This window comes from Bacillus sp. ME78 (assembly GCF_903970865.1).
Taxonomy (GTDB): domain Bacteria; phylum Bacillota; class Bacilli; order Bacillales; family Bacillaceae_G; genus Bacillus_A; species Bacillus_A cereus.
On the sequence record NZ_CAJCKK010000030.1, the window covers coordinates 1 to 24852 of the forward strand.

Genomic DNA, 24852 nt, shown 5'->3' on the forward strand with positions numbered 1-24852 from the left:
AAGGTTTTTCAAAATTAGGTTCTGAAAACAAATTACATGTAATCTCTTTCTGTTCTTCTTTAGGCTTTAATTTCTCTTTTTCCAATTTCTTCTGATAGGCAAGACGTTGTGTGTCATTCATCTTATCAATATTTTTATGAATATGATCCAGAACTTCTTTTTGCAAAGGCTGCAACTCTTTTTCTTGTGTTAATCCAGTGTACACCTGGCGTATATAAAAGTTTGTGGTGTTGTACATGTTCTTAGCGTTATGACAACATTCTTGAAAATAAGAATACATACGATGCCCTTTTTTAATCCAAATTTGAAGAGTTTTATAGTTTGACGGATTTTCCTTTGTCATTTTATTCACCTCCTTGTTAAGGATATTACAGCAAAACAGAACGTATGTTTCTATTGTTTTCTTGAAAATAAAATATTTCTTTCGATTCACCTCACCACCTTCACTTACGTTTAGAGGTGGGAGTCCTCTCGAAAGGCATGATAGAAACTTACAGCAAACGAGAAAACCGGCAAAACAAATACGAAAAAGAGCGTTTCAAGAAGTAAGTAATGTCTTCGTACGATTTTCCGTACTATTTTTCTTTATATGAAACATCTTTCACCTTTTCTATACGATACGACATCTGTTTATTCATGCACTCATAAAAAACGATTTCTATAAGTCTATCGTTTTAATAACTTTAGCTGGGTTACCACCAACAACTACATTATTAGGTACATCTTTTGTCACAACTGACCCTGAAGCAATTACAACATTATCTCCAATTGAAATACCAGGGTTAATAATAGCGCCTCCGCCAACCCAAACATTGTTACCTATCTTTACCGGTTTTCCATATTCTTTGCCAGAGTTTCGTTCCACCGGATGTAATGGATGAGTAGCAGTATAAATGTGAACACCAGGTGCAAACATACAATTATCACCGATTCGAACTTCACAAACGTCCAAAATCACACAATTGAAATTTGCGAAAAAGCTCTTTCCAACATGGATATTGTAGCCGTAATCACAACGAAAATCAGGATTAATTTGGGCTTTCCCATCAGCTGAAGAACCTAAAAGCTGATTTAATAATGTAAAACGCCTCTCATCTCCTGTCTCCATCGCCTCGTTATAAAGGCGTGTTAAACGTTTTGCCTCCCCCCTATCAGCCACCAATTCTTCGTCATCCGCAATATACATTTCTCCTACCACCATCTTTTCTTTCTCCGTTTTCATACAATCCTCTCCTTTTTATTATATGGGGTGCACTTATTAAACATCTTTAATAAGTACCTTTAATTAAACTTATTAAACACGTTTAATAAGTAACCCTATATTAGCATACTTTTTAATATATGCAACTAATAAGTTCGGAAAAGAAGTGCGAACTCCTTGCTCTACGTATCGATATGAAGAATAATTTATATCGAAAAACGAGGGAACGCTCAGCGCCCCCTCTCAAATCCAATCCGTTTTTTAATTTCCGCTAAATTTACCTTCGCAATAGTCCGTGCCCTATCAGCACCTCTTTCTAATGCTTCATATAATAAATTTGTCTCATTCATATACATTGCATACTTCTCACGAGGTCCAGCTAACTCACGGTCTACAACGCGAAATAACTCTTTTTTCACATCGCCCCATCCGATTCCAGTCTCATACTTTTCACGCATCGACTGTATTTCATCTTCCATCGCAAACTCTTTATATATCATAAATAATGTTTCTAATTCTTTCGATTCATTTGGAAGTGAAGAATCTGTTTTGATTTTAAATATTAACTTTCGTAGTTTTTCTTTCTCTGCAAATAATGGGATTACATTCCCGTAACTTTTACTCATCTTTCTTCCATCAAGTCCTGGTAATATTGCTCCTTCTTCTTGCACTACATACTCCGGAAGTGTAAATGTCGTGCCGAATGTATGATTAAAATACGTCGCAATATCACGTGCAATTTCAATATGCTGAATTTGATCTTTCCCAACTGGTACATGAGTAGCTTGAAATAGTAATATATCCGCCGCCATTAAAATCGGATACGTATATAATCCCATATTCACTCCTGCATCTACCTCTAAACCCGCTTCTTTATTTTGCTCCACCTTCGCTTTATACGCATGAGCACGGTTCATAAGACCTTTCGGAGTTAGGCAAGCTAAAATCCAAGCTAATTCTAGAATCTCCGATACTTCTGTTTGCCGATAAAAAACAACATCTTCCCCAAGTCCAAGCGATAACCAAGTAGCTGCTACCTCTTTCGTATAACTGCTGAACTTCTCTGGATCATGAACAGCATTTAATGCATGATAATCAGCTATAAAGTACAATGCTTTTCCTTCATTATTCTTTGACATTTGTAATGCAGGTTTAATCGCACCAATATAATTTCCTAAATGCGGATAACCTGTTGGCTTAATTCCTGTTAACATTATTTTCTCACTCACACTAACTCCTCCTTTCTCAAAATAAAAAGAGCCTCTCATCCTTAAAAAAGGACGAGAGACTCCCGCGGTACCACCTTAATTAGCTATCATTATAGCTCACTTCAACTTCTTAACGTGAAGTAACCGTCTTTACCTACTCATTTCAGTTAGAAGCTCCAGAGCCCATTCCATATTCATCCCTTACTGATTTCCACCACACATCAGCTCTCTAAAAAGTTTCGAATATGTACTCTTCTCTTTCATTGCTTTTTCGTTATTTTTTACAGTTTATCACATTTCACTTCCAAACAAACCCTAATTTTCTATTTTATATAGCAGGAATTTCCACTTCAATTGTCTAATGTTATATAGGTTTGCAGAAATATTCGAAACAACTTTGGAGGTTTTTTCATGGTAAAATATATATCAATTTTAGGTTCAACAGGATCCATCGGCACATCTGCATTAGATGTCGTTTCAGCTCATCCTGAACATTTTAAAATCGTCGGTTTAACCGCAAATTATAATATCGATCTTCTTGAGCAACAAATCAAAACGTTTCAACCTCGTATTGTAAGCGTTGCGACAAAAGACTTAGCAGACAAGCTTCGTACGCGTATTTCAGCAAATACAAAAATCACACACGGGACTGATGGCTTAATTGCAGTAGCTACTCACCCTGATTCAAATCTTGTATTAAGCTCTGTTGTAGGTGTTTCAGGATTACTCCCAACAATTGAAGCATTAAAAGCGAAGAAAGATATCGCTATTGCTAATAAAGAAACTTTGGTTGCAGCTGGACATATCGTAACTGAACTAGCGAAACAAAACGGATGTCGCTTAATTCCAGTAGATAGTGAGCATTCAGCTATTTTCCAATGTTTAAACGGAGAAAATAATAAAGAGATTGAGAAGTTAATTGTAACAGCTTCCGGTGGTGCTTTTCGTGATAAAACACGTGAAGAAATGCAAACATTACAAGCTAAGGACGCTTTAAAACATCCAAACTGGTTAATGGGTGCAAAACTAACGATTGATTCTGCCACATTAATGAATAAAGGCTTTGAAGTAATGGAAGCGAGATGGCTATTTGATATTCCGTATGAAAAAATTGATGTAATGATTCATAAAGAAAGTATCATTCATTCTTTAGTAGAATTTATTGATGGATCAGTTATGGCACAGCTCGGTGCTCCTGATATGAGAATGCCGATTCAATATGCGTTTCACTATCCTACTCGGCTACCTTCTTCCTATGAAAAATTAAATTTATTAGAAATGGGTAGTTTACATTTTGAAAAACCAGATTTAGAGAAGTTCCCTTGTCTACAATACGCATATGAATGTGGCAAAATCGGTGGTACTACTCCCGCTGTATTAAATGCAGCAAATGAAATTGCGAATGCACTATACTTAAAAAATGAAATTGCCTTTTTCGATATTGAAAAAACAATTTACAAAACAGTTGAAGCTCATCATAATGTAATAGATCCTTCACTTGATGCTATATTGGAAGCGGATCAATGGGCGCGCCAATATGCAAATGAATTGTTAATAAAAAAGAGCTAAAACAGTTCCCACTGTTTTAGCTCTTTTTTTCATGTATTCAACTTAACAAATCTATAACCGTGTGTAACTAACACTTTTAATATCGCATATCCTGGAATGGCTAAAATAATGCCCATAATCCCGAATAAGTTTCCGGCAGTTAAAATGATAAATATGATTGTAATTGGGTGAATATCTAACTTCTTACCCATAACTTGCGGAGAAATAAATTTACCTTCTGCTAATTGTACAACCATCATTACAATAATTACCTTTAAAACCATCCCTGGCGAATCAATAAACGCAATAATTAACGCTGGTGTAATTGCGATAATTGGTCCTACGTACGGAACGATATTTACAATCATCGCTAAAATAGCGAGTAGTACTGCATATTTAATACCGATAATAAGGTAACCGATTAATAGCATAATACCGATAAACAAGCTAACTATAATTTGCCCTCTAATGTACGAACTAATCGCATAATGCATATCATCTAGTATTCTCATTGCTGCTGGTTGTCTTTGCTCTGAAATAAACTTTAAAAAGTGATTCGGCAATTGCTCACCATCTTTTAAAAGATAGAACAATATAAATGGAACCATTACAAATGTTAAAACAACCTCTGTAACAGTACTCAAAAATCCAGTTACATTCCCAGTTACTGATGATAATGACTTTGTAAAATCAACTGTGTATTCTTTTACCATATTCGCAACATTAATATTTAAATTCTCTTGAATTTTACCGAGTAAATTACTTTCCCCGAATCTACGTGCTGCTTGTTCAATCTCATGGCCAAAATACGGTAAGTTATCAATTAATGCATCAATTTGATCTTTAATAATAGGGATAACCGTTACAACTAAAAATACAAATAATCCTAGTACGATTAAATATATGGAAGCTATCGATACGATTCTTGAAACACCTTTCTTTTCTAAAAGCGAAACGAATGGATGTAAAATATAGAATAGCACGCCTGCTAATAGTACTGGGAAGAAAATTGTTTTTAAAAATACGATAAACGGTGTAAAAACAAATGATATTTTTGTTAGCAATAAAATATTAATGAACAATAACGCAAATCCAAGTAATACCGCCAAATAATTTTGTTCTCTAAAAAACTTTCTTAACTTATCTCTTTTTCTTATATTTATTTTCTCCAATGAAACCACCTCTTCGAATGATGAAAAGCCCTTATTCAGGGCTCTTCATCATAATCTATATATCTATTTCTTTGCAGCTTTCACTACAAATGATACAATAAAAATTAACACGATTGCACCTAATAATGCTGGCACGACATGAATCCCACCAAATGATGGCCCAAAGGATCCAAATAATCTACCACCTAACGAAGCACCTAATAAACCTGCGATAATATTTCCGAACATACCACCTGGGAAATTTTTACCTGTTATAGAACTAGCAATTGCACCTATAATAGCACCAACTATTAATGTGATAATCCATCCCATTTTTAGTCCTCCATTTCTATTATAGTTTGTATGATTTAATACAAACATATGTATTTATCATTGCTAATCATATTTCACTATAGAAATATATTTACTACTATTTTACATATGGAGATACATATATTATATGCAAAAAAGAAAAATATTGTCAAACTCACCCATAAAGCAATTATATTCATATACCATATTTAAAGGAGGCTTCATTATCTATGATTCTTAAGTTAAATTCCACTTCTTTTGAAGTAGCAACATCCATTTTACAGGTTCAAATTCCAGCTTATAAAATTGAAGCAGACTACTTAAATAGTACTGCCATACCTCGTTTATATGATACTGTAAACGATATTCAAAATTGCGTTGAAACATTCTATGGATATTTTTCTGAAAATAAACTTGTCGGTTTTATTTCTTTTGTACAAGAAGAAAAACTAATCGATATCCATAGGCTAGTTGTATCGCCCGATTTTTTTCAAAAAGGAATCGCAACGAAACTCCTAATTTATATATTTAACATGTTTCCCTCTTCAATGACATACATTGTACAAACAGGTAAAGCCAATACCCCTGCTATTACTTTATATAAAAAACACGGATTCATTACAGTAGCAGATACAATACTTCCTGACGGTATGATTCTTACGCAATTAAAAAAGACAGAATACACAAAATAATTTGACTTTTCCGCTCCTTTATGTTATTTTTTACTTTATAAAACCTTTTGCTGAGTCCAAATTTTGGAGCGGGGGAACCATTTTTGTAGCTATGCTACTTGGGGCGAATCTTTTTTAAGTAGGGAAACTCTCACTTCCCGAGTCCGACAGCTAACCTCGTAAGCGTAATGGGAGAGGAAGGTGCTTTTTGCCTATGTTACACATTTTGCCTCCTTAATTATAAATATGGGATCGATATCAAATAGTCACCTATATTTATAGAAAAGGAGAATGTATTATGTTACGTTTATCTGATCACGCAATAAAAATGATGGAGCAAAGACTACGAATTGAAAAACAACGCACATATCAAGCAAATAAAGTTGTAGATAACTTACATCACAAATACTTCTTTCAGCATATTTTTCAACCGAAAAGATAAAGAAAATGTTTATTTAATATTAAAAAACACAAGGTGTGTCTTACAAAGACATTCCTTGTGTTTTTTATATTCTTTATAAAATTCTCACTACATTTAAACTTGCTGTAATCGCACCTGCTATAGTAGTCACATGCCCTACACCTAACGGGCCATTTTGTAATATTAATGTTGAATTGGCACTCGTCACATTCACAAGAAGTGTATTTGAAATGGCTGGTTCGATTACTACAGTTGATGTCGTTACGTTTTGTATAAAACTCCCTGTTAGTTGCGTTCCATTTAATAGTAATCTCACAGATACTGTCTCATTCCCACCATTTGCATCCCCTTGGAAATAGTAGCTTACTAAATATATTCCTGGCGTCGCTACTGTGACTGTCGTAGCACTAGTTAAAGATACACCAGTTCCATATACAGTGGATCCAGAATTAATTGGAATGTTAGTATTTGCTGCAATTGTACTTGTTGATGTAGAGAAGAAATAGCCACCACCTGTAGATATAGCAGATGATCCTGTCGCTCCAGTTAAGCCCGTTGGGCCAGTAGCACCTGTTGGGCCTGTTACTCCCGTTCCCCCTGTCGCTCCTGTTATTCCTTGTATGCCTTGGATTCCGGTCGGTCCAGTTGCACCAGTCAATCCCGTCTGGCCCGTTACTCCTGTTGGACCCGTTATCCCTTGTGGACCTTGGATTCCTTGTAGACCTTGGGGACCCGTTTCTCCCGTCGGTCCGGTTGCTCCCGTTGGACCTGTTATCCCTTGTGGACCTTGAATGCCTTGATCACCCGTTGGACCCGTTGCTCCCATCGGCCCCTGTACTCCTTGCAAACCTGTTAAACCGGTTGCTCCTGTTGGACCCTGTATTCCTTGCACTCCTTGGATTCCAGTTGCTCCTGTTGCTCCTGTCGCCCCTGTTGCCCCTGTTGCTCCCGTCGGACCTGTTGGGCCCCCTGGTGATCCTGCTGGACCTGTTGGACCTGTCGGGCCTCCCGGTGGCCCCGTTGGACCTGTTGCTCCCGTCGGACCTGTTGCAGAACCTGTCGGACCAGTTATCCCAGTTGCTCCTGTCGGGCCTGTTGGACCGGGATCACCTTGTAAACCAGTTGGGCCTGTTGGACCGATTTCACCTTGCACTCCTTGAATTCCTTGAGAACCTGTTGGACCTACCTGCCCCATTTCTCCCTGGGGACCTTGTAAACCTTGAACACCAGTTTCTCCTTGTGGCCCTATTGGACCCTGTTCCCCTTGAATCCCTTGAGAACCGGTTGGGCCTGTTGGACCAATCGGACCCTGTATTCCTTGTATTCCTGTTACACCTTGTAAACCACTACTCCCTAAATTACCTTGCACACCTTGTATACCAGTATTTCCAGTTGGACCGGTTGGACCATTTTCTCCTTGTACTCCTTGTATACCTTGTATTCCTGTTGGACCTGTTAACCCGATTTCTCCTTGCATTCCTTGTATACCTTGTATTCCTGTTGGACCGGTTGGACCTATTGGGCCAGGAATTCCTTGTATCCCTTGAATACCAGTTGGACCAGTCGGACCTCTTTCACCTTGAATTCCTTGAACACCTTGTATTCCCTGTGGCCCTCGTTCTCCCATAGGTCCTTGATTACCTTGAGAACCTTGTGGTCCAGTTAAACCTGTTGGGCCTGTTGGACCATTTTCTCCCTGCACCCCTTGCACTCCTTGTATTCCTTGAGGACCAGTTGGACCGATTGGACCTTGTACGCCTTGTATTCCTTGTGGTCCAGTCGGTCCACCTAAAGCACCGGTTGGACCGGTTGGTCCAGTGGGCCCCGTAATACCTGGCGGTGGAAAAGGAATAGGTGCTTGAAACTTGCTACACTTATCTTGATTCTTCACAAGCATCTCCTCCCGTTTGTAACGCATCAAACTATTTGTAATATGTTTAAGCTAGCTGTTATTACTCCCGCTAATGTCGTTACATGCCCAATAGCTAATGGACCATTTTGTAATGACAAGGTGGAATTTGAAGAAGTAACTTGAATTATCATCGTATTAGAAATCGCTGGTTCCAATACAAAACCTGCTGTAACATAAAAAATAAAACTCCCTGCGACTTGTGTTCCGTTTAACGTCAGCCTTACTGAAATCGTTTCATTTCCGGCAGTTGGATCACCTTGAAAATAATAACTTACTAAATATATTCCCGGCGTACTCAACGTTACAGTTGTTGCACTTGTTAAACTAATTCCTGATCCAAAAATTGTAGAACCAGAATTGATTGGTATTAGCGCATTCGCTGCAATTGCACTCGTTGCAGTGGAAAAGAAATAACCGCCCCCACTAGGTAAACCAGTCGCTCCAGTCACTCCTACTATTCCCGAGAAGCCTATTGCTCCTACGCTACCAGTTGCGCCTGTAGGTCCAACCGCTCCGTTTTGCCCCTGACTACCTTGCGCTCCAACTGGTCCTATACTACCACTAGCACCTGTCACTCCACTTGCTCCAGTTGGGCCTTGCAAACCTTGAACTCCTTGTATACCTTGTATTCCTTGCGGACCCGTTGCACCTGTAATTCCTGTCGTTCCCGTTATTCCTTGTATTCCCGTAATCCCTTGCACTCCTTGCACACCTTGTGGTCCAGTTGCCCCGGTTGCTCCAGTTGCCCCAGTTTCACCCGTTGCACCTGTAATTCCAACATTTCCTTGTGGACCTTGGGGCCCTTGACTACCTTGCGCTCCTTGGACTCCTTGAGGTCCTGTTATACCAATTTCCCCTGTATTTCCTTGGGGGCCTCTAATTCCTTGTGCACCTGTTGGACCGATAATTCCTTGCACACCTTGTATTCCTTGCACTCCTTGAGCTCCTGTTGGACCCGTTATTCCTTGTAATCCTTGAGGACCTTGCAAACCAATAGCTCCAGTCGGTCCTATTATTCCTTGCACTCCTTGAGGACCTTGGGCACCTTGTGTACCTGTCAATCCGGTAGTCCCTTGTATCCCTTGAACACCTTGAGGACCTTGTGTTCCAGCTGCTCCTGTTTCCCCTTGACTTCCTTGAACTCCTTGTATACCTTGTGCTCCAGCAGGACCGGTTGCTCCTCGGATTCCTTGTGCACCTTGAGTTCCTTCCGCTCCTGTAACACCAACTGGACCGGATACGCCTTGTATTCCCACCATTCCTTGTGCACCTGTTGGACCTATTACACCTTGAATACCTTGAATACCTTTAGGACCTTCTGCACCAGTTGGACCAGTTACTCCCAGCGGACCTTGTATTCCTTGAGAACCTTCTGCACCAGTTGGACCTGTTATACCTTGGTTACCTTGAGGACCTTGTGCACCTTGTACTCCAACTGCTCCAACTACACCTTGGGAACCTTGCGCTCCCCTTACACCTTGATGACCTGTTGGACCGGTTATACCTTGCACTCCTTGCGCTCCAATTGGTCCTATCCCTCCGCTTACACCTGTTGAACCAGTCGCTCCCGTTGGACCTGTTGGACCTCCTGGTGGACCTGGTGGACCTGATGGACCAGTCACTCCACTAGATGGACCAACTGGACCGGTTGTTCCCGTCGGACCGCCCGGTGGTCCTTCTAAGCCTTGAATACCAATACTACCCGTCGCTCCCGTAATACCTCTTATTCCCTTTATCCCTTGAAAACCTATTGCTCCCGTTATACCTTGTATTCCTTGCACACCTTGTGGGCCTTGTAAACCTATTGCACCTGTTATCCCCTTTATTCCACTTATCCCTTGAGCACCTTGTATTCCAGTAGAACCAGTTGGACCCACTTCACCTTGTATTCCTTGAGCTCCTTGTGGCCCTTCCTCTCCAATAATTCCTTGTATCCCTTGGAGGCCGTCTTCTCCTTGTATACCAATAGCCCCTTGCTCTCCTTTTATTCCTTGAACACCTTGAGGACCTTGTGGACCAGTTACACCCGAGACTCCAGTTATGCCTCTCTCTCCTTGCATTCCTTGTGCCCCTGTTTGTCCTCGCTCACCTATTTCCCCTTGTATTCCTTGTGTGCCTTGTATACCTTGACTACCAGCAGGACCCGTAGCTCCTTGTATTCCTTCTAATCCTTGTACTCCAATATCACCAATTAAACCTTGGTTTCCAATTAATCCTTGAGCACCTTGGAGACCAGTTGGGCCAGTTATACCTTGCTCTCCTGTATCACCAATAGCTCCTTGTATTCCTTGTGCTCCTGTTGTCCCTCGGGGACCTTGTATCCCCCTGATACCTTGAGGACCTTGGGGCCCAGTTGCTCCCGTCGGTCCAGTCACCCCTGTAGGACCAACAGGACCTTCATGCCCTCCAGTTGGACCGATTGGACCACTATTACCTGTCGGACCAGTTGCTCCTATAAGCGGAAGAGGCAGTGCCACTCCGAATTTTTTGCAATTTCTATGATGACGCACAACAATCCCCCTCCCCAAAAATAATTACACTTTTTATATGAAATGCATTTTTATAACAAAAGTACACATTTAACCTCAATTTTATTAAAATAAAGAAGCCTATCATTTGTTTGAAATGATAGGCTTCTTTTATAAAAACAGTTTACTTTCTAGCTTTCATAATAAAAGTAGTTGGCACCATCCTAGCTTTATATAAAGAATAATATTTCGTAGACAGCTCAGTTAGTTCTTCATCAAACGAGCTCGATGGTTCAGGCTCTTCTATTCTCTCAATTTTAAATCCCGCTCTATTTAACTCATTTATGTATGTACTTATTTTTCTCTTATATAATGTCGCTTGTACATTTTCTCCTTTAAATGTTTCAAACGTAATGGGCGTTTCCTCATGATAAGAAGACTTTATAGCAACTTCTTCCGTACCATACTGTAAGTTTGAATATACTGGGTGCTCCCAACTAAAAATAAAACTTCCCCCTGGCTTTACATATGAATAAATCAGTTCCAACGTTTTTCTTAAATCCGAAGTCCAACCTAATGCATAAATGGAATATACAATATCAAAATATCCTTTCGGAATATCTCCTTCTTCTTCCATTGCTCCGCATACTAACTTTGGATTCCAATCCTTTAACGTCTTATTCGCTATTTCAATTTGTGTACTCGAAAGATCAAGCCCCCATAATTCCTCTGCCCCTTGTTCCGCCATATATTGCAACGAATGCCCACTTCCACAGCCAATATCAAGAACCTTTTTCTTTCTGATTGAATCGAACAAACGAATCTCATCTTCAGACGCCGTATACGGACCATATTTAGGTAAACAATCCACTTGAAAGAAATAAGGTGCAACTGTATCCCAACACTTTTTATTTAAAACTAACATTTGCGTACCTTTCATATTCTACATTCCCCCATCCTTTTTTCTTTCTCTAATATTAATTACATATCATAACCAGATCGCCCTTTTCTCTTCGCCCGGTAGTTTTTCACTTTCGCAATCGTACCGCATGCTCTTCCTCCTTCTTCTCCAGCATACATGCCGCACCATCTTTTACTTCCATTTCGCGAATGATCATAAAATACCCAGCGACAATCTGGACATGCTTTTAACCTTCCCCACACATTTTCTTGAATTGACATTAACACAATGCTTAACACTTTTGTATACACATTCTCTTCATATACCGGTTCATATGTAATACCTTTCATATCATCCTTTATATGTACATGAAATGGGTATTTCTCTAACCATTTTTGCAATGATCCTTCGCCTTCAATTGTCATCCGAATATCTTCCCGAAAACCTCTTAATTCCTCTATTGTATGAAATGGAAACTCTTCATCAAAATATTCTTTCATAAAGAGCTTTATGTCTTCTTCTGTTTGCAGCAAATCAATTGGCTCTCTCGTATCGTTTGGTATTCTCCATGTATTTAAAAATTCCCGAATATATTCTAGTTCATTTGGAGCGTTTTGATTCAATTCGATCCACCTTCTTCTTAAAATTTACTTTTTTCTGACTTTATGTATAATTATAGTATAAAATAGTTAACCATCAAATAATTTTACTGGTTACGTAATTAGGAGGATTTCTATGAAAATTTTCTCAACACCGATACGTTTCATGCTTATTTCTTCATTTTTTATGTCTTTTGGGTATTTTGCAGTATACGCATTTTTAGCTATTTATCTATTAACCTTTCTTCATTTTTCTGCTGTCCAAGTAGGAACAGTGTTGACGGTTATGACAATTACATCACGAGTTATCCCATTATTCTCAGGGTTAATTGCTGACAAAATAGGCTATATCATTATGATGATAGCCGGTTTATTTTTGAGAGGAATCGGATTTATCGCTTTAGGAATATGCTCTGATTTCTATACAATTTCTATTTCTTCTGCACTTATTGGCTTCGGAACTGCATTTTACGAACCTGCTGCGCGCGCCATATTCGGTTCACAACCAGCTCATTTGAGAAAAAATTTATTTACATATTTAAACCTTAGCTTTAATTGCGGTGCAATAATCGGACCAATTGCAGGAGGGTTCTTACTCTTACTTGATCCAATCTATACCTTCTCTCTAACAGGATCACTTATGCTGTTATTCGCTTTTATCTTTTACTTACTTAAAAATCACTTCCAAGTCACTACTGAAAACACGTCTATTACATTAGGAATACAGGCCATCTTACAAAACAAGTCTTTCCTTCTGTTTTCCTTTATCATGATTTTCTTCTATATTATGTTTACTCAGCTTACTGTCGCACTTCCACTTCATATGAAAAACATTAGTAGTAGCAATCAACTTGCTACACTCGTTATTACGATAAATGCGATAACAGGCGTCATATTTATGGTATTATTCCGAAAATTATTCCACAAATACAACACACTTTCAATTATTAAATACGGTGTTTTATTAATGAGTATTTCCTTTTTACTCATTCCTTTATTTCAACACCCATATTGGCTCTTTATTTGTGTAATTTTATTTACAATCGGTGAAACACTCGTATTACCTAACGCTGATATCGCTATTGCAAATTACAGTAATGAATCATATACAGCCACTTTCTTCGGATTTTATCAACTATCACTCGCATTTGGTTTTATCATTGGTAATTATACCGGTACATCTTTTACATCCAACTTAAGCGGAATGTATACACCATGGCTTATTTTTGGCGGAATAGGACTTATTGGTTTTATATCACTACATATTTTAAATATAAAAAAAGTGACCTCTAAAGAGGATATACACCTATGTAATACAAGCGACCTATAACGAAAAAGATTCGACCATCATATGTGACAGTCGAATCTTTTTATTGTTCATATTCAAGATGATTATGCCTTTTACAACCAAACAAATAGCACCCACCTATAAAATCCGTTTCAAATTCTAACCCTGGAACATATCCAGATTTAATACGTTCTATCATTGTTTTATAATCATTATTCGCTTCTGTATATTCCTCAATTAACTCTTTCTTATCTTTCTCTGTCCAGTTGTCTTCTACTTCTTCATTCTCGACATCTTTTATTTCTGCTGTTTTCGCTTCGATAGATTCCCGTATAACTTCATTTATACGGGAGAAATTATTCGTTTTATATAGAGCATACACAAATCTACTAATCCAATTAGGACTTTTCCAGCATTCTTTGTATCCCTTTTCGAACCATTCAATTGCTTCTTTATAGCAATTCAACTCAACATATAAATCTGCTACATTAATTTCCCCTAAAAAATTATCAGATTCCCTGTTAAAAGTATCTAACTTATCTTTTGCTTCTGTCGTTCGTTCTAAATCAATTAAACATTTTACATAGCTATACATGATATAGTCCGAATCCCCTGCAACTCGCAAGAAAAATTCTGAAGCTTTTTCCAGCTCTCCAAGGTTATAATGCGCTACAGCTACATTATGATATGCTTCATCTGATGGTTGAATCGAAATAGACTTTTGTAATGCTTCTTTCGCTTCTGTCCATTTTTCTTGTTTCATGTAAATGTCCCCTAAGATGTTATAAGGAAAGTATGAAGAAGGATTCAACTTAACAACTTCTCTTATTAATTCAAGAGCTTTATCATCATTCTCTTCCTCATAAAAGTACATCCAAGCCAGATTATTGAGAGATTGTACGTCTCTAGATTCATGTACTGCTTGTTGAAACAGTTCCATTGCTTCCTCATATTTATTTTGTTCAAACATTTCAATTGCCTTCTCATTAATGTTCAAATAACTACCTCCGAAGTAAATGAATTCATCTATTCCCTATCATTATTGTAAAATGTAAAAATTGTAATTTCTATAAAAAAATTTCTTTCTCCCGTCTACATTTCGAGTGAAATAGAAGCTAAAACACACGAATTTACAACAATAAGTAAATTTTTCAGTCTCTCTTACATTGGATATACAGCCTTTTTTAATTTACATATTATGGTACAATAAAAAGAGTACTAGCTAAACATTTACGCTCCACACTAGCAATCTAACAATGCCAAAATCAAAAATCACATAGAATCGGAGGGGATGTTATGAAAAGGAAATTACTTGTTCTTCTATTCACCGGAATCATACTATCAGGATGTTCAACTATAGCAGAGAATTCTTTAGAAAGCGGGAAAGGCAGTATGGAATTATTAACACCAACGATCACAGCAAAAGATAATGAGTTAGAAATTAAGACCGAGGGAATTGATGAAAATAAAGTAACTTTTATTTATGTTGCTAATAAAAAAGTGTTAGAACAAAAGCTAAAGAATGGTGAATCCTACAAGCTTAACATTAAAGATATCGAACACGCTCATCGGACAGACTACAAACCAAAAGTTCAACTTTTGCAAACGAAAGATGATAATGATGATGGAGAAATAGTAACCTTCAAACAAGTTAGATATACAGTTAAAAACTAATTTTAAAGTTGTTTCATTATAAATGTAACGAACGAAAATATACTTTTAACAGTAGATAAATGTAAGGGGTGCTAACATGAAAAAACGATGGATTTCTTGGTGGATTGGTAACCTATTTTGGATTATCGTTTTTGGAATATGGGCCGCTATTATTTGGTTACGAGAGGTTGATGGTGCTGGTGTTATTCAAACACCTGAAATTAAATCCATATCACTTATCGTTATATTAATCGCGTTTATCATACCGGTATTTTTTCAAGTTATATGGCTAATCATTAATTTGAGGATGAGTAGAAAAAATAATTATACGATTTAGTTTTTCAATTAACAATAAAAAAGAGAGGAATCTACATCAAAATAGATTCCTCCCTTTTACATTTGGACTTATACTGCGCTTTTAATGCAGCACTACTCCTCTTTTTTACGATGCATGTTCATCTTTCTTTTTCATTAACGCTCTTTTCTTCATCGCCTTCGTTAAATATCCACCCTTAAACGAGCGAATTTCATACGAAGACATAAACGCTTTCGGTGCAATTTCATTAATGATTTCTAAAAGCTCTTTCTCCCTAGAACGCTTTGCGACGATATCTAAGCGATAACGTATAGAATTAATACCTTCGCCCTCAAATACTGTAACGCCAAATCCAGAGTGACGTAATTCATCTACTAATTCATTACAACGGTCTAGTAAACTAACTTGATACGTAATATAACCAATTGCTAATTTATTCTCTATATAACCGCCTAATAACAGTCCCGCACTAAAGCCAATGACATAGGCAACGATGTTCATCCAATTTGATAAATCTTGAAACACAATACCTAAACTGACAATGTAAATAGCTCCTTCTAACAATCCAACACCAGCAGCGGATCTTGTTTGATTCTTTACAAGCAAAATCGTACGGATTGTTAATATTGGAACGTAAATAATTTGAAGCACAAAAATAAGTAGCGCTTGTAACATTGGTATCCACCTCTTTCAAAAAGTCTTTTGTCATAATAACATACATAACCTTTAGAAATCGATGGGTTTTTTAAAATTTTTTTATTATTTTTCATACTATTGAAAAACACAAAAAAGAAGCGTATTATATTTGTCATTAATTTGATTACTTGTATCATATCGCTAAACTAAAAAAGGAACCTGATTAGGTCCCTTTCATCATAGCTCTATGTTTTTCGAAGCATGTTCTCTTTGCTTCTCTTCTTCTTTCACTAACTGCATATTTGCATACGCTAAATTTGCAATCATTAAAAAGTGACCACCTAAAATACCTGTACCGAATGCCCACATTTCCATTTCATGCTCAATTTCATACATGATGATAGCTCCTAAAATAGCAGCTGCAAATCGGTTTAAAACTCCTAATCCAGGAGCCTTTTCCTTCATTACGATACTTTTTCCGAGTTTCTCCACTCTGCGAGCTAATAACCAAAGACAATAGGCGCTTACTGCTAATCCAATACCGAACCCTGTCACTTGTTTTCCAAACGGAGTAATCGTCCACATAAGTAGTAAACCACTAAAGATCACATACAATTGTAATCGATATACACGTAAGGCTTCTTGAATCAAAATATCCGCTCCTAAGTTCTCATTTTTTGTACTTTAGAAGAAAAGCAGCAACTTACACAGTTGCTGCTTTCTCTTCTTCTTGTTCTTGTTCCATCTTACGAATTTCAACACGTTTAATTTGGTAAGCGTCTTTTTCTAACACTTTAAATTCATAACCTTCCGCCTCAACGTGTTGTCCTTCTTCGATTTCATGATTTTGCATCATAATCCATCCACCGATTGTATCCACATCATCTTCTTCGATGTGTAATCCAAATAAATCTTTCACTTCTGAGATAAGCACTTTTCCATCAACAATAATATGTTGCTCGTTCACATGTTGAATTGGCGGTGCTTCATCTTCATCATATTCGTCACGAATTTCGCCGACGATTTCCTCCAAGATATCTTCAAGCGTTACAATTCCGGCTGTTCCTCCGTACTCATCATATAAAACAGCCATTGGAATTCGCTTCTTCTGCATTTGAAGTAATAAATCGTGAATTGGAGTCGTTTCCATCACTTCAATAATCGGACGCATATACGAGCGAATAGATGATAAATCTTTTTGATCCTCGGTCATATATCGAATAAAGAAATCTTTTACGTTGACCATACCGATAATATCATCTTTATCTTCTCCAAAAATCGGATAACGTGTGTATCGCTCATTTTGGATCACTTTCATGTGTTCTTCTACTGAATCTTCCAGGTAGAAACCAACGATTTCTGTTCGCGGTACCATAATCTCTTTTGCAATGCGATTATCAAATTCAAAAATGTTATTTACATACTTGTATTCAGCTTGATTAATTTCGCCACTTTCATAGCTATCTGAAAGGATAAGACGTAATTCTTCTTCTGTATGAGCTACTTCATGTTCTGAAGCTGGCTTTAAACCGAATAAACCAGTTATCACACGAGCTGAACCGTTCAATACCCAAATAAATGGATACATTACTTTATAGAACATCATTAATGGACCTGCCAATAATAACGTTACCCTTTCAGCCTTTTGAATTGCCATCGTTTTTGGAGCTAATTCCCCTACTACAACGTGTAAATACGTCATAATCATAAAAGCAAGACCAAATGTTAGTACTGATGAAATAGAAGGATTTAAGTTCCATTTCTCAAATAACGGGTGTAATAACTTTTCAATTGTCGGTTCACCTAACCAACCTAATCCCATAGCTGTAACTGTAATACCTAATTGACAAGCAGATAAATATTCATCTAAATTTGTTGTTACCTTTTTCGCTGCTAAAGCACCGCGTTTTCCTTCCGCAACAAGCTGGTCGATACGACTTGAACGTATCTTTACAATCGCAAACTCTGCTGCTACGAAAAATCCAGTAAATGCGATTAAAATCGCAACCATGACTAAATTAAATATTTCCAATGAATCCCCTTAGTTAAAAAACTAAGGTGTCCACCTCCTGTATACTATAATGTTTTCTTATTTGTTTGTTAGAAAACATAGCCCGATACAAAAATTAAAGAGGTCGGATTTCACTTATTCTATAATAATAGAGCAAGTGTCTGTATTAAAGCTGTCGTTTGACCTGATAAAGATTTCGATATTTTTTCACGTTGTGAATCAGTCAATTCATCTAAAAGCGGTTTTAACTCAGTAAGCTCCACTTCTAATCGATGAATATGGTCTGTCACTTCATTCACTTGTTTCGAAACGTGTTCATTGATACCGAGCAGCTTCTTCTTCTCCTCGATTTTCTCTTTAATCTCACAAAGCGGCATATGCATTTCTTTACACTTCTCAATAAATTGTAATGTCTCAAATGCTGTTTCGTCGTAATAGCGATAATTAGATTGAGATCGCTCCGCTTTTAAGATACCTAGATTCGTATAATAATCAATCGTTCGTTTCGACACGTGAGCCATGAGAGCCAACTGTCCGATTCGATACACCTTCCCAACGATCTTCCCCCCTTGTTTATATTACTTACATCATACAACACTTAAACTGTACAGTCAAACGTGACGGTTTATTATTCACAATTTATACAAAATTCCAAGCTCCACCCTATTATTATTCAATACGAGTAATCTACATTCATACAATAAAATCACTAAACTATTACCTAATCACTACATTGTCTGCCCTTTTTAACCTTTCTTATTTAAAAGCATATCCTACTAATAACGATTGCTTGTATAGGAGGGAATTAACATGAAAAAGACAATCATTTCTCATTTTTATAATGAAGAATACCTACTTCCATGGTGGCTTATGCATCACACGAAAATATTCGATCACGGCATTTTAATTAATAGAGGGTCTACAGATCGTTCCGTAGAGATTTGTAAACTATTAGCACCCCACTGGGAAGTACGAAATTCAAGATTTCTTGAGTTTGATCCAACTAATACTGATATTGAAGTGATGGAAATTGAAAGAGAAGTTTCAGGTTGGAAAATCGTTTTAAATACTACTGAATTCTTTTGTTGTAATAATACTGAAGAATTTTTTTCATCTCTTCATACACTAGGCCAAAACATGTATGCGATTAGAATGATTTTAATGATAGATAATCATAATTATAATTATTCAAAGCCTAGATATTCTATCCCCTTAGTAGAACAGCGATACCACGGTGTCTTCCCTTATAACCCAAATCTAGGATGTGCTTGGAGATTTATTCACAATCATCTAGACGGTGCATATTTACCTGGTAGACATCATTCGCGGCACGGATATATAATTTATGACTATCCTTCATTTATTTTAAAATTCTATTTTAGCCCTTGGAATGAACAATCAAAAGCAAGAAAATTACAAATTACACCTACCCTTTCAAAAAGGGGTATTCAAATGGGGCTTCAAACACATTACGGTCAATCTCCTGAAGTACTGGACATACGTTTTTTAGAGCTTAGTAACCTAACACAAGACCTCCGTCATAACCCTGAATATCAAGAATTATTCCCAAAATTCAAACCGTAATATTTTCTGCATCGTCATCACCTCAAACATTTTCATTCGCTTAATCAAAAACAATCTCATTTGCATAAAACATGAATACTGTATAAATAATAAATTTTTATTTTAGGAGGAAAAAATGAAAGCTGTTATTCTTGCTGGTGGGTACGGTACAAGAATTGGGGAAGAAACACATTTAAAACCGAAACCTATGATTGAAATTGGAACAAAGCCCATTCTATGGCACATTATGAGTTTGTATAGTCATTACGGGATTACTGAGTTTATTATTTGCTTAGGCTATAAAGGATATGCAATTAAAGAGTTCTTTCTAAATTACAACTTACACATGTCTGATTTCACAATACAGTTAAACGATAATACAATTACTAGCCATTCTCATCGTGTAGAACCATGGAAAGTTACACTAATCGATACTGGTGTAAATACCGAAACGGGTGGCCGAGTGAAAAAGATTCAAAATTATGTCGGAGACGAACCTTTCTGCCTCACTTATGGTGATGGATTAAGTAATGTAAATATAAAAGAACTTATTACATTCCATAAAAAACATGGGAAAATGGCTACTGTTACTGCCGTACAACCTCCTGGTAGATTTGGTTCTCTCATATTAGATAAACAGTCTGTAACATCTTTTCAAGAAAAACCATTAGGTGATGGCGGATGGGTTAACGGTGGATTTTTCGTTTTAAATCCTGAAGTTTTCAATTACATTAGTGGAGATAAGTCTGTTTTTGAAACAGACACTTTAGTTCAGTTAGTAAACAAAAATGAATTGGCCGCATATCAACATTCTGGTTTTTGGCATCCGATGGATACATTGCGCGATAAAAATAAATTAGTCGAGCTATGGGAAAGTAATAACGCTCCTTGGAAGGTTTGGTAATATGGCTTCATCATCTTTTTGGAATAAGAAAAAAGTATTTATTACGGGACATACTGGATTTAAAGGCTCCTGGCTCACCCTTTTCTTAAGTTCTTTAGGTGCAGAAGTAGTAGGCTTTTCTTCTCATCCCCCATCCATTCCTAACATTTTTGAACAAGGTAACGTAGCAAAAGAGTGCACGACAATAAAAGGCGATATTACAGATTACCATTCTTTATTTCATGCCATGAAGCAGCATAAACCCGACATAATATTTCATTTAGCAGCTCAGCCAATCGTAACCGCTTCATACAAAAATCCTATCGATACATTCAAAACGAATGTTTTAGGTACTGTCCACGTGCTAGAAGCAGCAAAGTCCGTCGAAAGCGTACGTGCCATTATTAATGTGACAAGCGATAAATGTTATGAGAATGACGATAGTGGCGACCGAGCGTTCGTGGAAAATGACCGACTAGGAGGTTTCGACCCTTATAGCGCTAGTAAAGCTTGTGCTGAATTAGTTACAACATCTTATCACAAATCTTTTTTTCACACGAATACTACTTCGCTTGCTTCTGTAAGAGCAGGTAACGTTATTGGTGGTGGTGATTGGGCAGAAGATCGATTATTCCCTGATATCATTCGGGCATATTTGCACAATCATACTTTGTGTATTCGAAACAAATATGCCATCCGTCCATGGCAACATGTTTTAGATCCTCTACACGGCTACATCCTTTTAGCTGAGAAACTTTGGAATGATGCTAAATATGCAGAAGCGTGGAATTTTGGTCCAATCAATGAACCTAGCAGAACCGTAAATGATGTCATTCAATCCGTAATGAAATTATGGAATAAACGACTCACAATCCATTCTCCCTCTACAAAAACTCCTTATGAATCACCAATTTTAACACTCAACAGTACAAAAGCAGTAAACAAACTCGACTGGACTCCTAAGTTATCAACAGATGATTCTATTACTTGGACTGTTGATTGGTACAAAAAATATGCATCTGGTGAAAATATAGAATCTTTCACACGACAACAAATCGACACATTCAAAAATTTATAAGGGGGCTATAAAATGGAACAGAAAAAATGCCGTTTTTGCCACTCATTACTAACTAATACTTTTTTAGATTTAGGCGTTTCCCCTCTCGCTAATTCATTTGTAGCTCCTGAAAGCTCATATAAAATGGAACCTTTTTATCCCCTGCACACATTTGTTTGTAACTCTTGTTTACTCGTACAGCTAGATGAATTTGAATCTCCACAAAATATTTTTCATAACTATTTATACTTCAGCTCTTACTCCTCAAGTTGGCTACTACACGCTAAACAATATGTAGAAATGGCGATTAAGCGTTTCAACTTAACGAAACATTCAAAAGTGATTGAGATTGCAAGTAACGATGGGTACTTATTACAATACTTTCAAAAAGAAAATATCGATGCGTTGGGAATTGAACCAGCAAAAAACGTAGCAGACATCGCTATCAAAAAAGGAATTCCTACTCATGTGAATTTTTTCAGTAATGACTTAGCAAAAAAATTACCACAAGCTGATTTAATCGTCGCAAATAACGTATTAGCACACGTTCCAAACTTGCATGATTTTGTCTCTGGTTTAAAAACCTTATTAAAACGTGATGGAACGATAACAATTGAATTCCCGCACTTATTAAACCTCATATCATCTAATCAGTTCGATACTATCTATCATGAGCACTTCTCCTATTTCTCACTTATAAGCCTTCAAAAAATTTTAGCTCATCATCATTTACAAATTGTTGATGTAGAAGAACTTTCAACGCATGGTGGTTCCTTACGGATTTTTGTAAACCATCTAAGTGCCCAATCAACTATCCATTCCAATGTTACAAAATTAATTCAAAAAGAAGTCGACCAAGGGTTAGATACTTTAGATTGCTATCTCCTTTTTTCTAAACGCATCGAACAATTGAAAATAAATATTTTAAAGTTTTTTATTGAAGCGAAAACTTTAAACAAACAAATTATCGGTTACGGTGCTCCAGCTAAAGGAAACACCCTTTTGAATTATTGCGGGATAGGTAAAGAGTTTCTAGCTTATACAGTAGATAAAAATCCTCACAAACAAAATCTCCTTTTACCAGGAACTCGTATTCCAATAAAATCTCCAGCAGAAATTAAACGTACAAAACCGGATTACATTTTCATACTTCCTTGGAATTTGAAAGACGAAATTATGAAAGAATGCTCTTTCATTCGTGAATGGGGCGGTAAATTTTTAGTGACGGTTCCAGAAGTTGAGGTGATCGAGCCATGAAGAAAGTTGTTGTAACAGGTGGTAGTGGCTGGATAGGTAAATATGTTGTACATTCACTTATACAAAAGGGATATGAAGTGCACGCCACGTATAATAAAAATAAACCCTCTCACCTCCCTTGCCATTGGCATAAAGTAAACTTGCTTCGCGATAACGAAGTAAAACAATTCATTTCCGACGTTCAGCCTAGCCATCTCATTCACCTTGCTTGGGAAGCAGTGCCACCAGCATGCTATGTATCTATTAATAATTACTATTGGCTAAAGTCTAGTATTTCATTGATTCAACACTTCACAACATGCGGCGGAAAGCGTGTTGTCGTTGCAGGTACTGGCGCAGAATATGAATGGTTTAACGGCGTATTATTTGAAGATTCGCCGCTTCTTTCTTATAAAACCCCGTATTCATTATGTAAAAACGCACTGCACTCCTGGTTAGAAACGTATGCACAACAAACAGGCCTCAGCATGTGTTGGGGCCGCATTTTTCATATGTATGGACCTTACGAACAAGGTAATCGGCTCGTTTCTAACATTATCACTTCCTTATTAAAAAATGAGGAAGCACTATGTACACATGGAAAACAATCGAGAGATTTCCTCCATGTGAGTGACGTCGCTGACGCTCTCGTAACAATATTAGAACATGGCGTTACAGGCACCATCAATATCGCTTCAGGTCAATCTGTACAAATTAAAGAACTAGCTTCTATCATCGCTAAAAAAATAGGAAAAGAACATTTAATTAAACTAGACGCGATTCCTTTCTCTAAGGATGAACCTTTATTTGTCGGCGTTAGTGTAGAACGTTTAAAAACTGAAGTAAACTGGAAACCAACATACGATTTAAATACAGGAATAGAAGAAACAATTTTATGGTGGAAATCATTTATACAAAAACATAACGATATGCATCACTAAAACGTAAATCCTTCGTTCCTCTCGCTAATTCCTTATACCATACTTCTAATCTTTCCGGCGTAATAATATGGTGCGTCCCCATTCCCCCATGCTTACTAGCTTCAGAAAGAGTTGGACCAATTTGTAACTTTCTCTTTCTCATCACATCGTTCCACGGACTAAATCCAAACCATAATATACAAGCAAAGGGCGGATAAATCATAGATTCATGCGCGGATAAATGTCTTCCAACCGTATAACTTCCATGTTCATGATTATGAATAAATCTACCTCTTCTCCATAACGGCCAATCTTCTGGTAAATAACCATGAAATCGCTGTTTCATTAAAGGTATTCCAAAGTTAAGGTCCGGATAGTTGTAGTTAGGATCATCAACCATAATAAGCCCGTCCAGCCAATACATCCTCCCTCCCAATTCATTTAGTGATTTCCAAAACTGATTTTTATCTTGCATGCAAAGAAACTCAGTCGTATTTAAAACCATTTTCCATCCTTGTACTTCTTGTTCTATCCTCATCACTTCATGATCTGTCGCATATGCATCAAACTCTGGATTTACAGAATCTCGCACTTCCCAATGCGGTGCGAATTTTTTACAAATCTCAACGGAACGATCTGTTGAACCTTTATTAATTAAAATACCATGATCAAACAGTTTCGTGTGATGCATAAGCCACCATGGTAGCAAATACTCTTCGTTATAAAAATGAGAAATAACGGTTGTAGTTATTACAATCTCCTCCTCTTTCTCTATTAATCTACTTTTTACTCTACAACCAATATACTCACAAACAAAAAATATGTGTCCTAATTATTAAACAAATAGTATTACTAATATTTTTGTAAGTTTTCCTTTGGTGTCCAGCCCTTCTCATC

25 protein-coding genes, 1 pseudogene, 1 riboswitch and 1 other annotated feature are annotated in these 24852 nt (G+C 37.1%); of the genes and pseudogenes, 11 read left to right on the top strand and 15 right to left on the bottom strand.

Annotated elements, in window-relative coordinates:
- The 3 genes and pseudogenes from H6481_RS23415 to H6481_RS23425 all read right to left on the bottom strand — a co-directional run.
- Positions 1-343 (bottom strand): annotated as a pseudogene (locus H6481_RS23415) (RNA-guided endonuclease TnpB family protein); the annotation flags it as partial.
- A gap of 315 nt (positions 344-658) precedes the next feature.
- Positions 659-1222 carry a maltose O-acetyltransferase gene (locus H6481_RS23420; RefSeq protein WP_182813315.1) on the bottom strand — a complete coding sequence of 188 codons (564 nt, stop codon included), beginning with the start codon at positions 1220-1222 and terminating at the stop codon, positions 659-661.
- A 209-nt stretch (positions 1223-1431) separates the two neighbouring features.
- Entirely contained in the window at positions 1432-2430 is a 999-nt protein-coding gene (locus tag H6481_RS23425) for a tryptophan--tRNA ligase (protein WP_182813318.1), read from the bottom strand.
- Between the two features lie 44 nt (positions 2431-2474).
- Positions 2475-2682: a binding site (T-box leader), on the bottom strand.
- Between the two features lie 138 nt (positions 2683-2820).
- Here H6481_RS23425 and H6481_RS23430 point away from each other — a divergent pair.
- Positions 2821-3978: a 1-deoxy-D-xylulose-5-phosphate reductoisomerase gene (locus tag H6481_RS23430; protein WP_078993965.1), complete on the top strand. Its 1158-nt coding sequence runs from the start codon at positions 2821-2823 to the stop codon at positions 3976-3978.
- Between the two features lie 29 nt (positions 3979-4007).
- Here H6481_RS23430 and H6481_RS23435 read toward each other — a convergent pair whose 3' ends face one another.
- Both H6481_RS23435 and H6481_RS23440 read right to left on the bottom strand, forming a co-directional pair.
- Entirely contained in the window at positions 4008-5129 is a 1122-nt protein-coding gene (locus H6481_RS23435) for an AI-2E family transporter (protein WP_000411485.1), read from the bottom strand.
- A 63-nt stretch (positions 5130-5192) separates the two neighbouring features.
- Positions 5193-5441 (bottom strand): GlsB/YeaQ/YmgE family stress response membrane protein, encoded by a 249-nt coding sequence (locus H6481_RS23440; protein ID WP_000539730.1) that lies wholly within the window; start codon positions 5439-5441, stop codon positions 5193-5195.
- A gap of 209 nt (positions 5442-5650) precedes the next feature.
- On the opposite strand from H6481_RS23440, the gene H6481_RS23445 reads away from it, so the two are divergent.
- Positions 5651-6112, top strand: coding sequence for a GNAT family N-acetyltransferase (locus H6481_RS23445; RefSeq protein WP_023522535.1), 462 nt, complete (start codon positions 5651-5653; stop codon positions 6110-6112).
- Positions 6113-6150: 38 nt separating this feature from the next.
- Positions 6151-6293, top strand: a riboswitch (cyclic di-AMP (ydaO/yuaA leader).
- Positions 6294-6389: 96 nt separating this feature from the next.
- Positions 6390-6533: a hypothetical protein gene (locus H6481_RS23450; RefSeq protein ID WP_000945243.1), complete on the top strand. Its 144-nt coding sequence runs from the start codon at positions 6390-6392 to the stop codon at positions 6531-6533.
- 73 nt (positions 6534-6606) lie between these two features.
- On the opposite strand, the gene H6481_RS23455 is transcribed toward H6481_RS23450, so the two are convergent.
- The 4 genes from H6481_RS23455 to H6481_RS23470 all read right to left on the bottom strand — a co-directional run bounded on the left by H6481_RS23455 (position 6607) and on the right by H6481_RS23470 (position 12416).
- The gene (locus H6481_RS23455) at positions 6607-8409 is read right to left on the bottom strand and encodes a collagen-like protein (protein WP_182813320.1); all 1803 of its coding nucleotides are present in this window, start codon (positions 8407-8409) and stop codon (positions 6607-6609) included.
- A 20-nt stretch (positions 8410-8429) separates the two neighbouring features.
- Complete coding sequence (locus tag H6481_RS23460) at positions 8430-10934, bottom strand: collagen-like protein (RefSeq protein WP_182813322.1); 2505 nt, start codon at positions 10932-10934, stop codon at positions 8430-8432.
- A gap of 142 nt (positions 10935-11076) precedes the next feature.
- Positions 11077-11832, bottom strand: coding sequence for a class I SAM-dependent methyltransferase (locus H6481_RS23465; RefSeq protein WP_078400296.1), 756 nt, complete (start codon positions 11830-11832; stop codon positions 11077-11079).
- A 41-nt stretch (positions 11833-11873) separates the two neighbouring features.
- Positions 11874-12416: a CGNR zinc finger domain-containing protein gene (locus H6481_RS23470; protein ID WP_001072930.1), complete on the bottom strand. Its 543-nt coding sequence runs from the start codon at positions 12414-12416 to the stop codon at positions 11874-11876.
- A 112-nt stretch (positions 12417-12528) separates the two neighbouring features.
- Here H6481_RS23470 and H6481_RS23475 point away from each other — a divergent pair, with 112 nt between their 5' ends.
- Positions 12529-13722, top strand: a complete 1194-nt coding sequence (locus tag H6481_RS23475) for an MFS transporter (protein WP_182813323.1) — start codon at positions 12529-12531, stop codon at positions 13720-13722.
- Between the two features lie 40 nt (positions 13723-13762).
- Here the strand turns inward: H6481_RS23475 and H6481_RS23480 are convergent, their stop codons facing one another.
- Complete coding sequence (locus H6481_RS23480) at positions 13763-14677, bottom strand: tetratricopeptide repeat protein (RefSeq protein ID WP_023522539.1); 915 nt, start codon at positions 14675-14677, stop codon at positions 13763-13765.
- 299 nt (positions 14678-14976) lie between these two features.
- Here H6481_RS23480 and H6481_RS23485 point away from each other — a divergent pair, with 299 nt between their 5' ends.
- Positions 14977-15354 (top strand): hypothetical protein, encoded by a 378-nt coding sequence (locus H6481_RS23485; protein WP_000823781.1) that lies wholly within the window; start codon positions 14977-14979, stop codon positions 15352-15354.
- Between the two features lie 76 nt (positions 15355-15430).
- A complete protein-coding gene (locus H6481_RS23490; protein ID WP_000747695.1) occupies positions 15431-15670 on the top strand; it encodes a DUF3923 family protein in 240 nt (79 codons plus the stop codon).
- Positions 15671-15775: 105 nt separating this feature from the next.
- On the opposite strand, the gene H6481_RS23495 is transcribed toward H6481_RS23490, so the two are convergent.
- The 4 genes from H6481_RS23495 to H6481_RS23510 all read right to left on the bottom strand — a co-directional run bounded on the left by H6481_RS23495 (position 15776) and on the right by H6481_RS23510 (position 18844).
- The gene (locus H6481_RS23495; protein WP_000938438.1) at positions 15776-16324 is read right to left on the bottom strand and encodes a DUF2179 domain-containing protein; all 549 of its coding nucleotides are present in this window, start codon (positions 16322-16324) and stop codon (positions 15776-15778) included.
- A gap of 198 nt (positions 16325-16522) precedes the next feature.
- The gene (locus tag H6481_RS23500) at positions 16523-16936 is read right to left on the bottom strand and encodes an ATP synthase subunit I (protein WP_000613876.1); all 414 of its coding nucleotides are present in this window, start codon (positions 16934-16936) and stop codon (positions 16523-16525) included.
- A 52-nt stretch (positions 16937-16988) separates the two neighbouring features.
- A complete protein-coding gene (locus tag H6481_RS23505) occupies positions 16989-18317 on the bottom strand; it encodes a hemolysin family protein (protein WP_000402258.1) in 1329 nt (442 codons plus the stop codon).
- A gap of 119 nt (positions 18318-18436) precedes the next feature.
- Positions 18437-18844 carry a MerR family transcriptional regulator gene (locus H6481_RS23510; RefSeq protein WP_000285639.1) on the bottom strand — a complete coding sequence of 136 codons (408 nt, stop codon included), beginning with the start codon at positions 18842-18844 and terminating at the stop codon, positions 18437-18439.
- Between the two features lie 262 nt (positions 18845-19106).
- Here H6481_RS23510 and H6481_RS23515 point away from each other — a divergent pair, with 262 nt between their 5' ends.
- From H6481_RS23515 to H6481_RS23535, 5 genes are all read left to right on the top strand, one after another.
- Positions 19107-19880, top strand: coding sequence for a glycosyltransferase family 2 protein (locus H6481_RS23515; protein ID WP_000750972.1), 774 nt, complete (start codon positions 19107-19109; stop codon positions 19878-19880).
- Between the two features lie 115 nt (positions 19881-19995).
- The gene (rfbF, locus tag H6481_RS23520) at positions 19996-20763 is read left to right on the top strand and encodes a glucose-1-phosphate cytidylyltransferase (protein WP_000648807.1); all 768 of its coding nucleotides are present in this window, start codon (positions 19996-19998) and stop codon (positions 20761-20763) included.
- Between the two features lies 1 nt (position 20764).
- Positions 20765-21820 carry a CDP-glucose 4,6-dehydratase gene (gene rfbG, locus H6481_RS23525; RefSeq protein WP_182813326.1) on the top strand — a complete coding sequence of 352 codons (1056 nt, stop codon included), beginning with the start codon at positions 20765-20767 and terminating at the stop codon, positions 21818-21820.
- Between the two features lie 12 nt (positions 21821-21832).
- A complete protein-coding gene (locus H6481_RS23530; protein ID WP_071731197.1) occupies positions 21833-23056 on the top strand; it encodes a class I SAM-dependent methyltransferase in 1224 nt (407 codons plus the stop codon).
- Entirely contained in the window at positions 23053-23976 is a 924-nt protein-coding gene (locus tag H6481_RS23535) for an NAD-dependent epimerase/dehydratase family protein (RefSeq protein ID WP_140157130.1), read from the top strand. The genes H6481_RS23530 and H6481_RS23535 overlap by 4 nt, the downstream gene beginning before the upstream one ends.
- On the opposite strand, the gene H6481_RS23540 is transcribed toward H6481_RS23535, so the two are convergent.
- The gene (locus H6481_RS23540) at positions 23945-24757 is read right to left on the bottom strand and encodes a glycosyltransferase family 2 protein (protein ID WP_088020580.1); all 813 of its coding nucleotides are present in this window, start codon (positions 24755-24757) and stop codon (positions 23945-23947) included. The genes H6481_RS23535 and H6481_RS23540 overlap by 32 nt on opposite strands.
- Between the last annotated feature and the right edge of the window lie 95 nt (positions 24758-24852).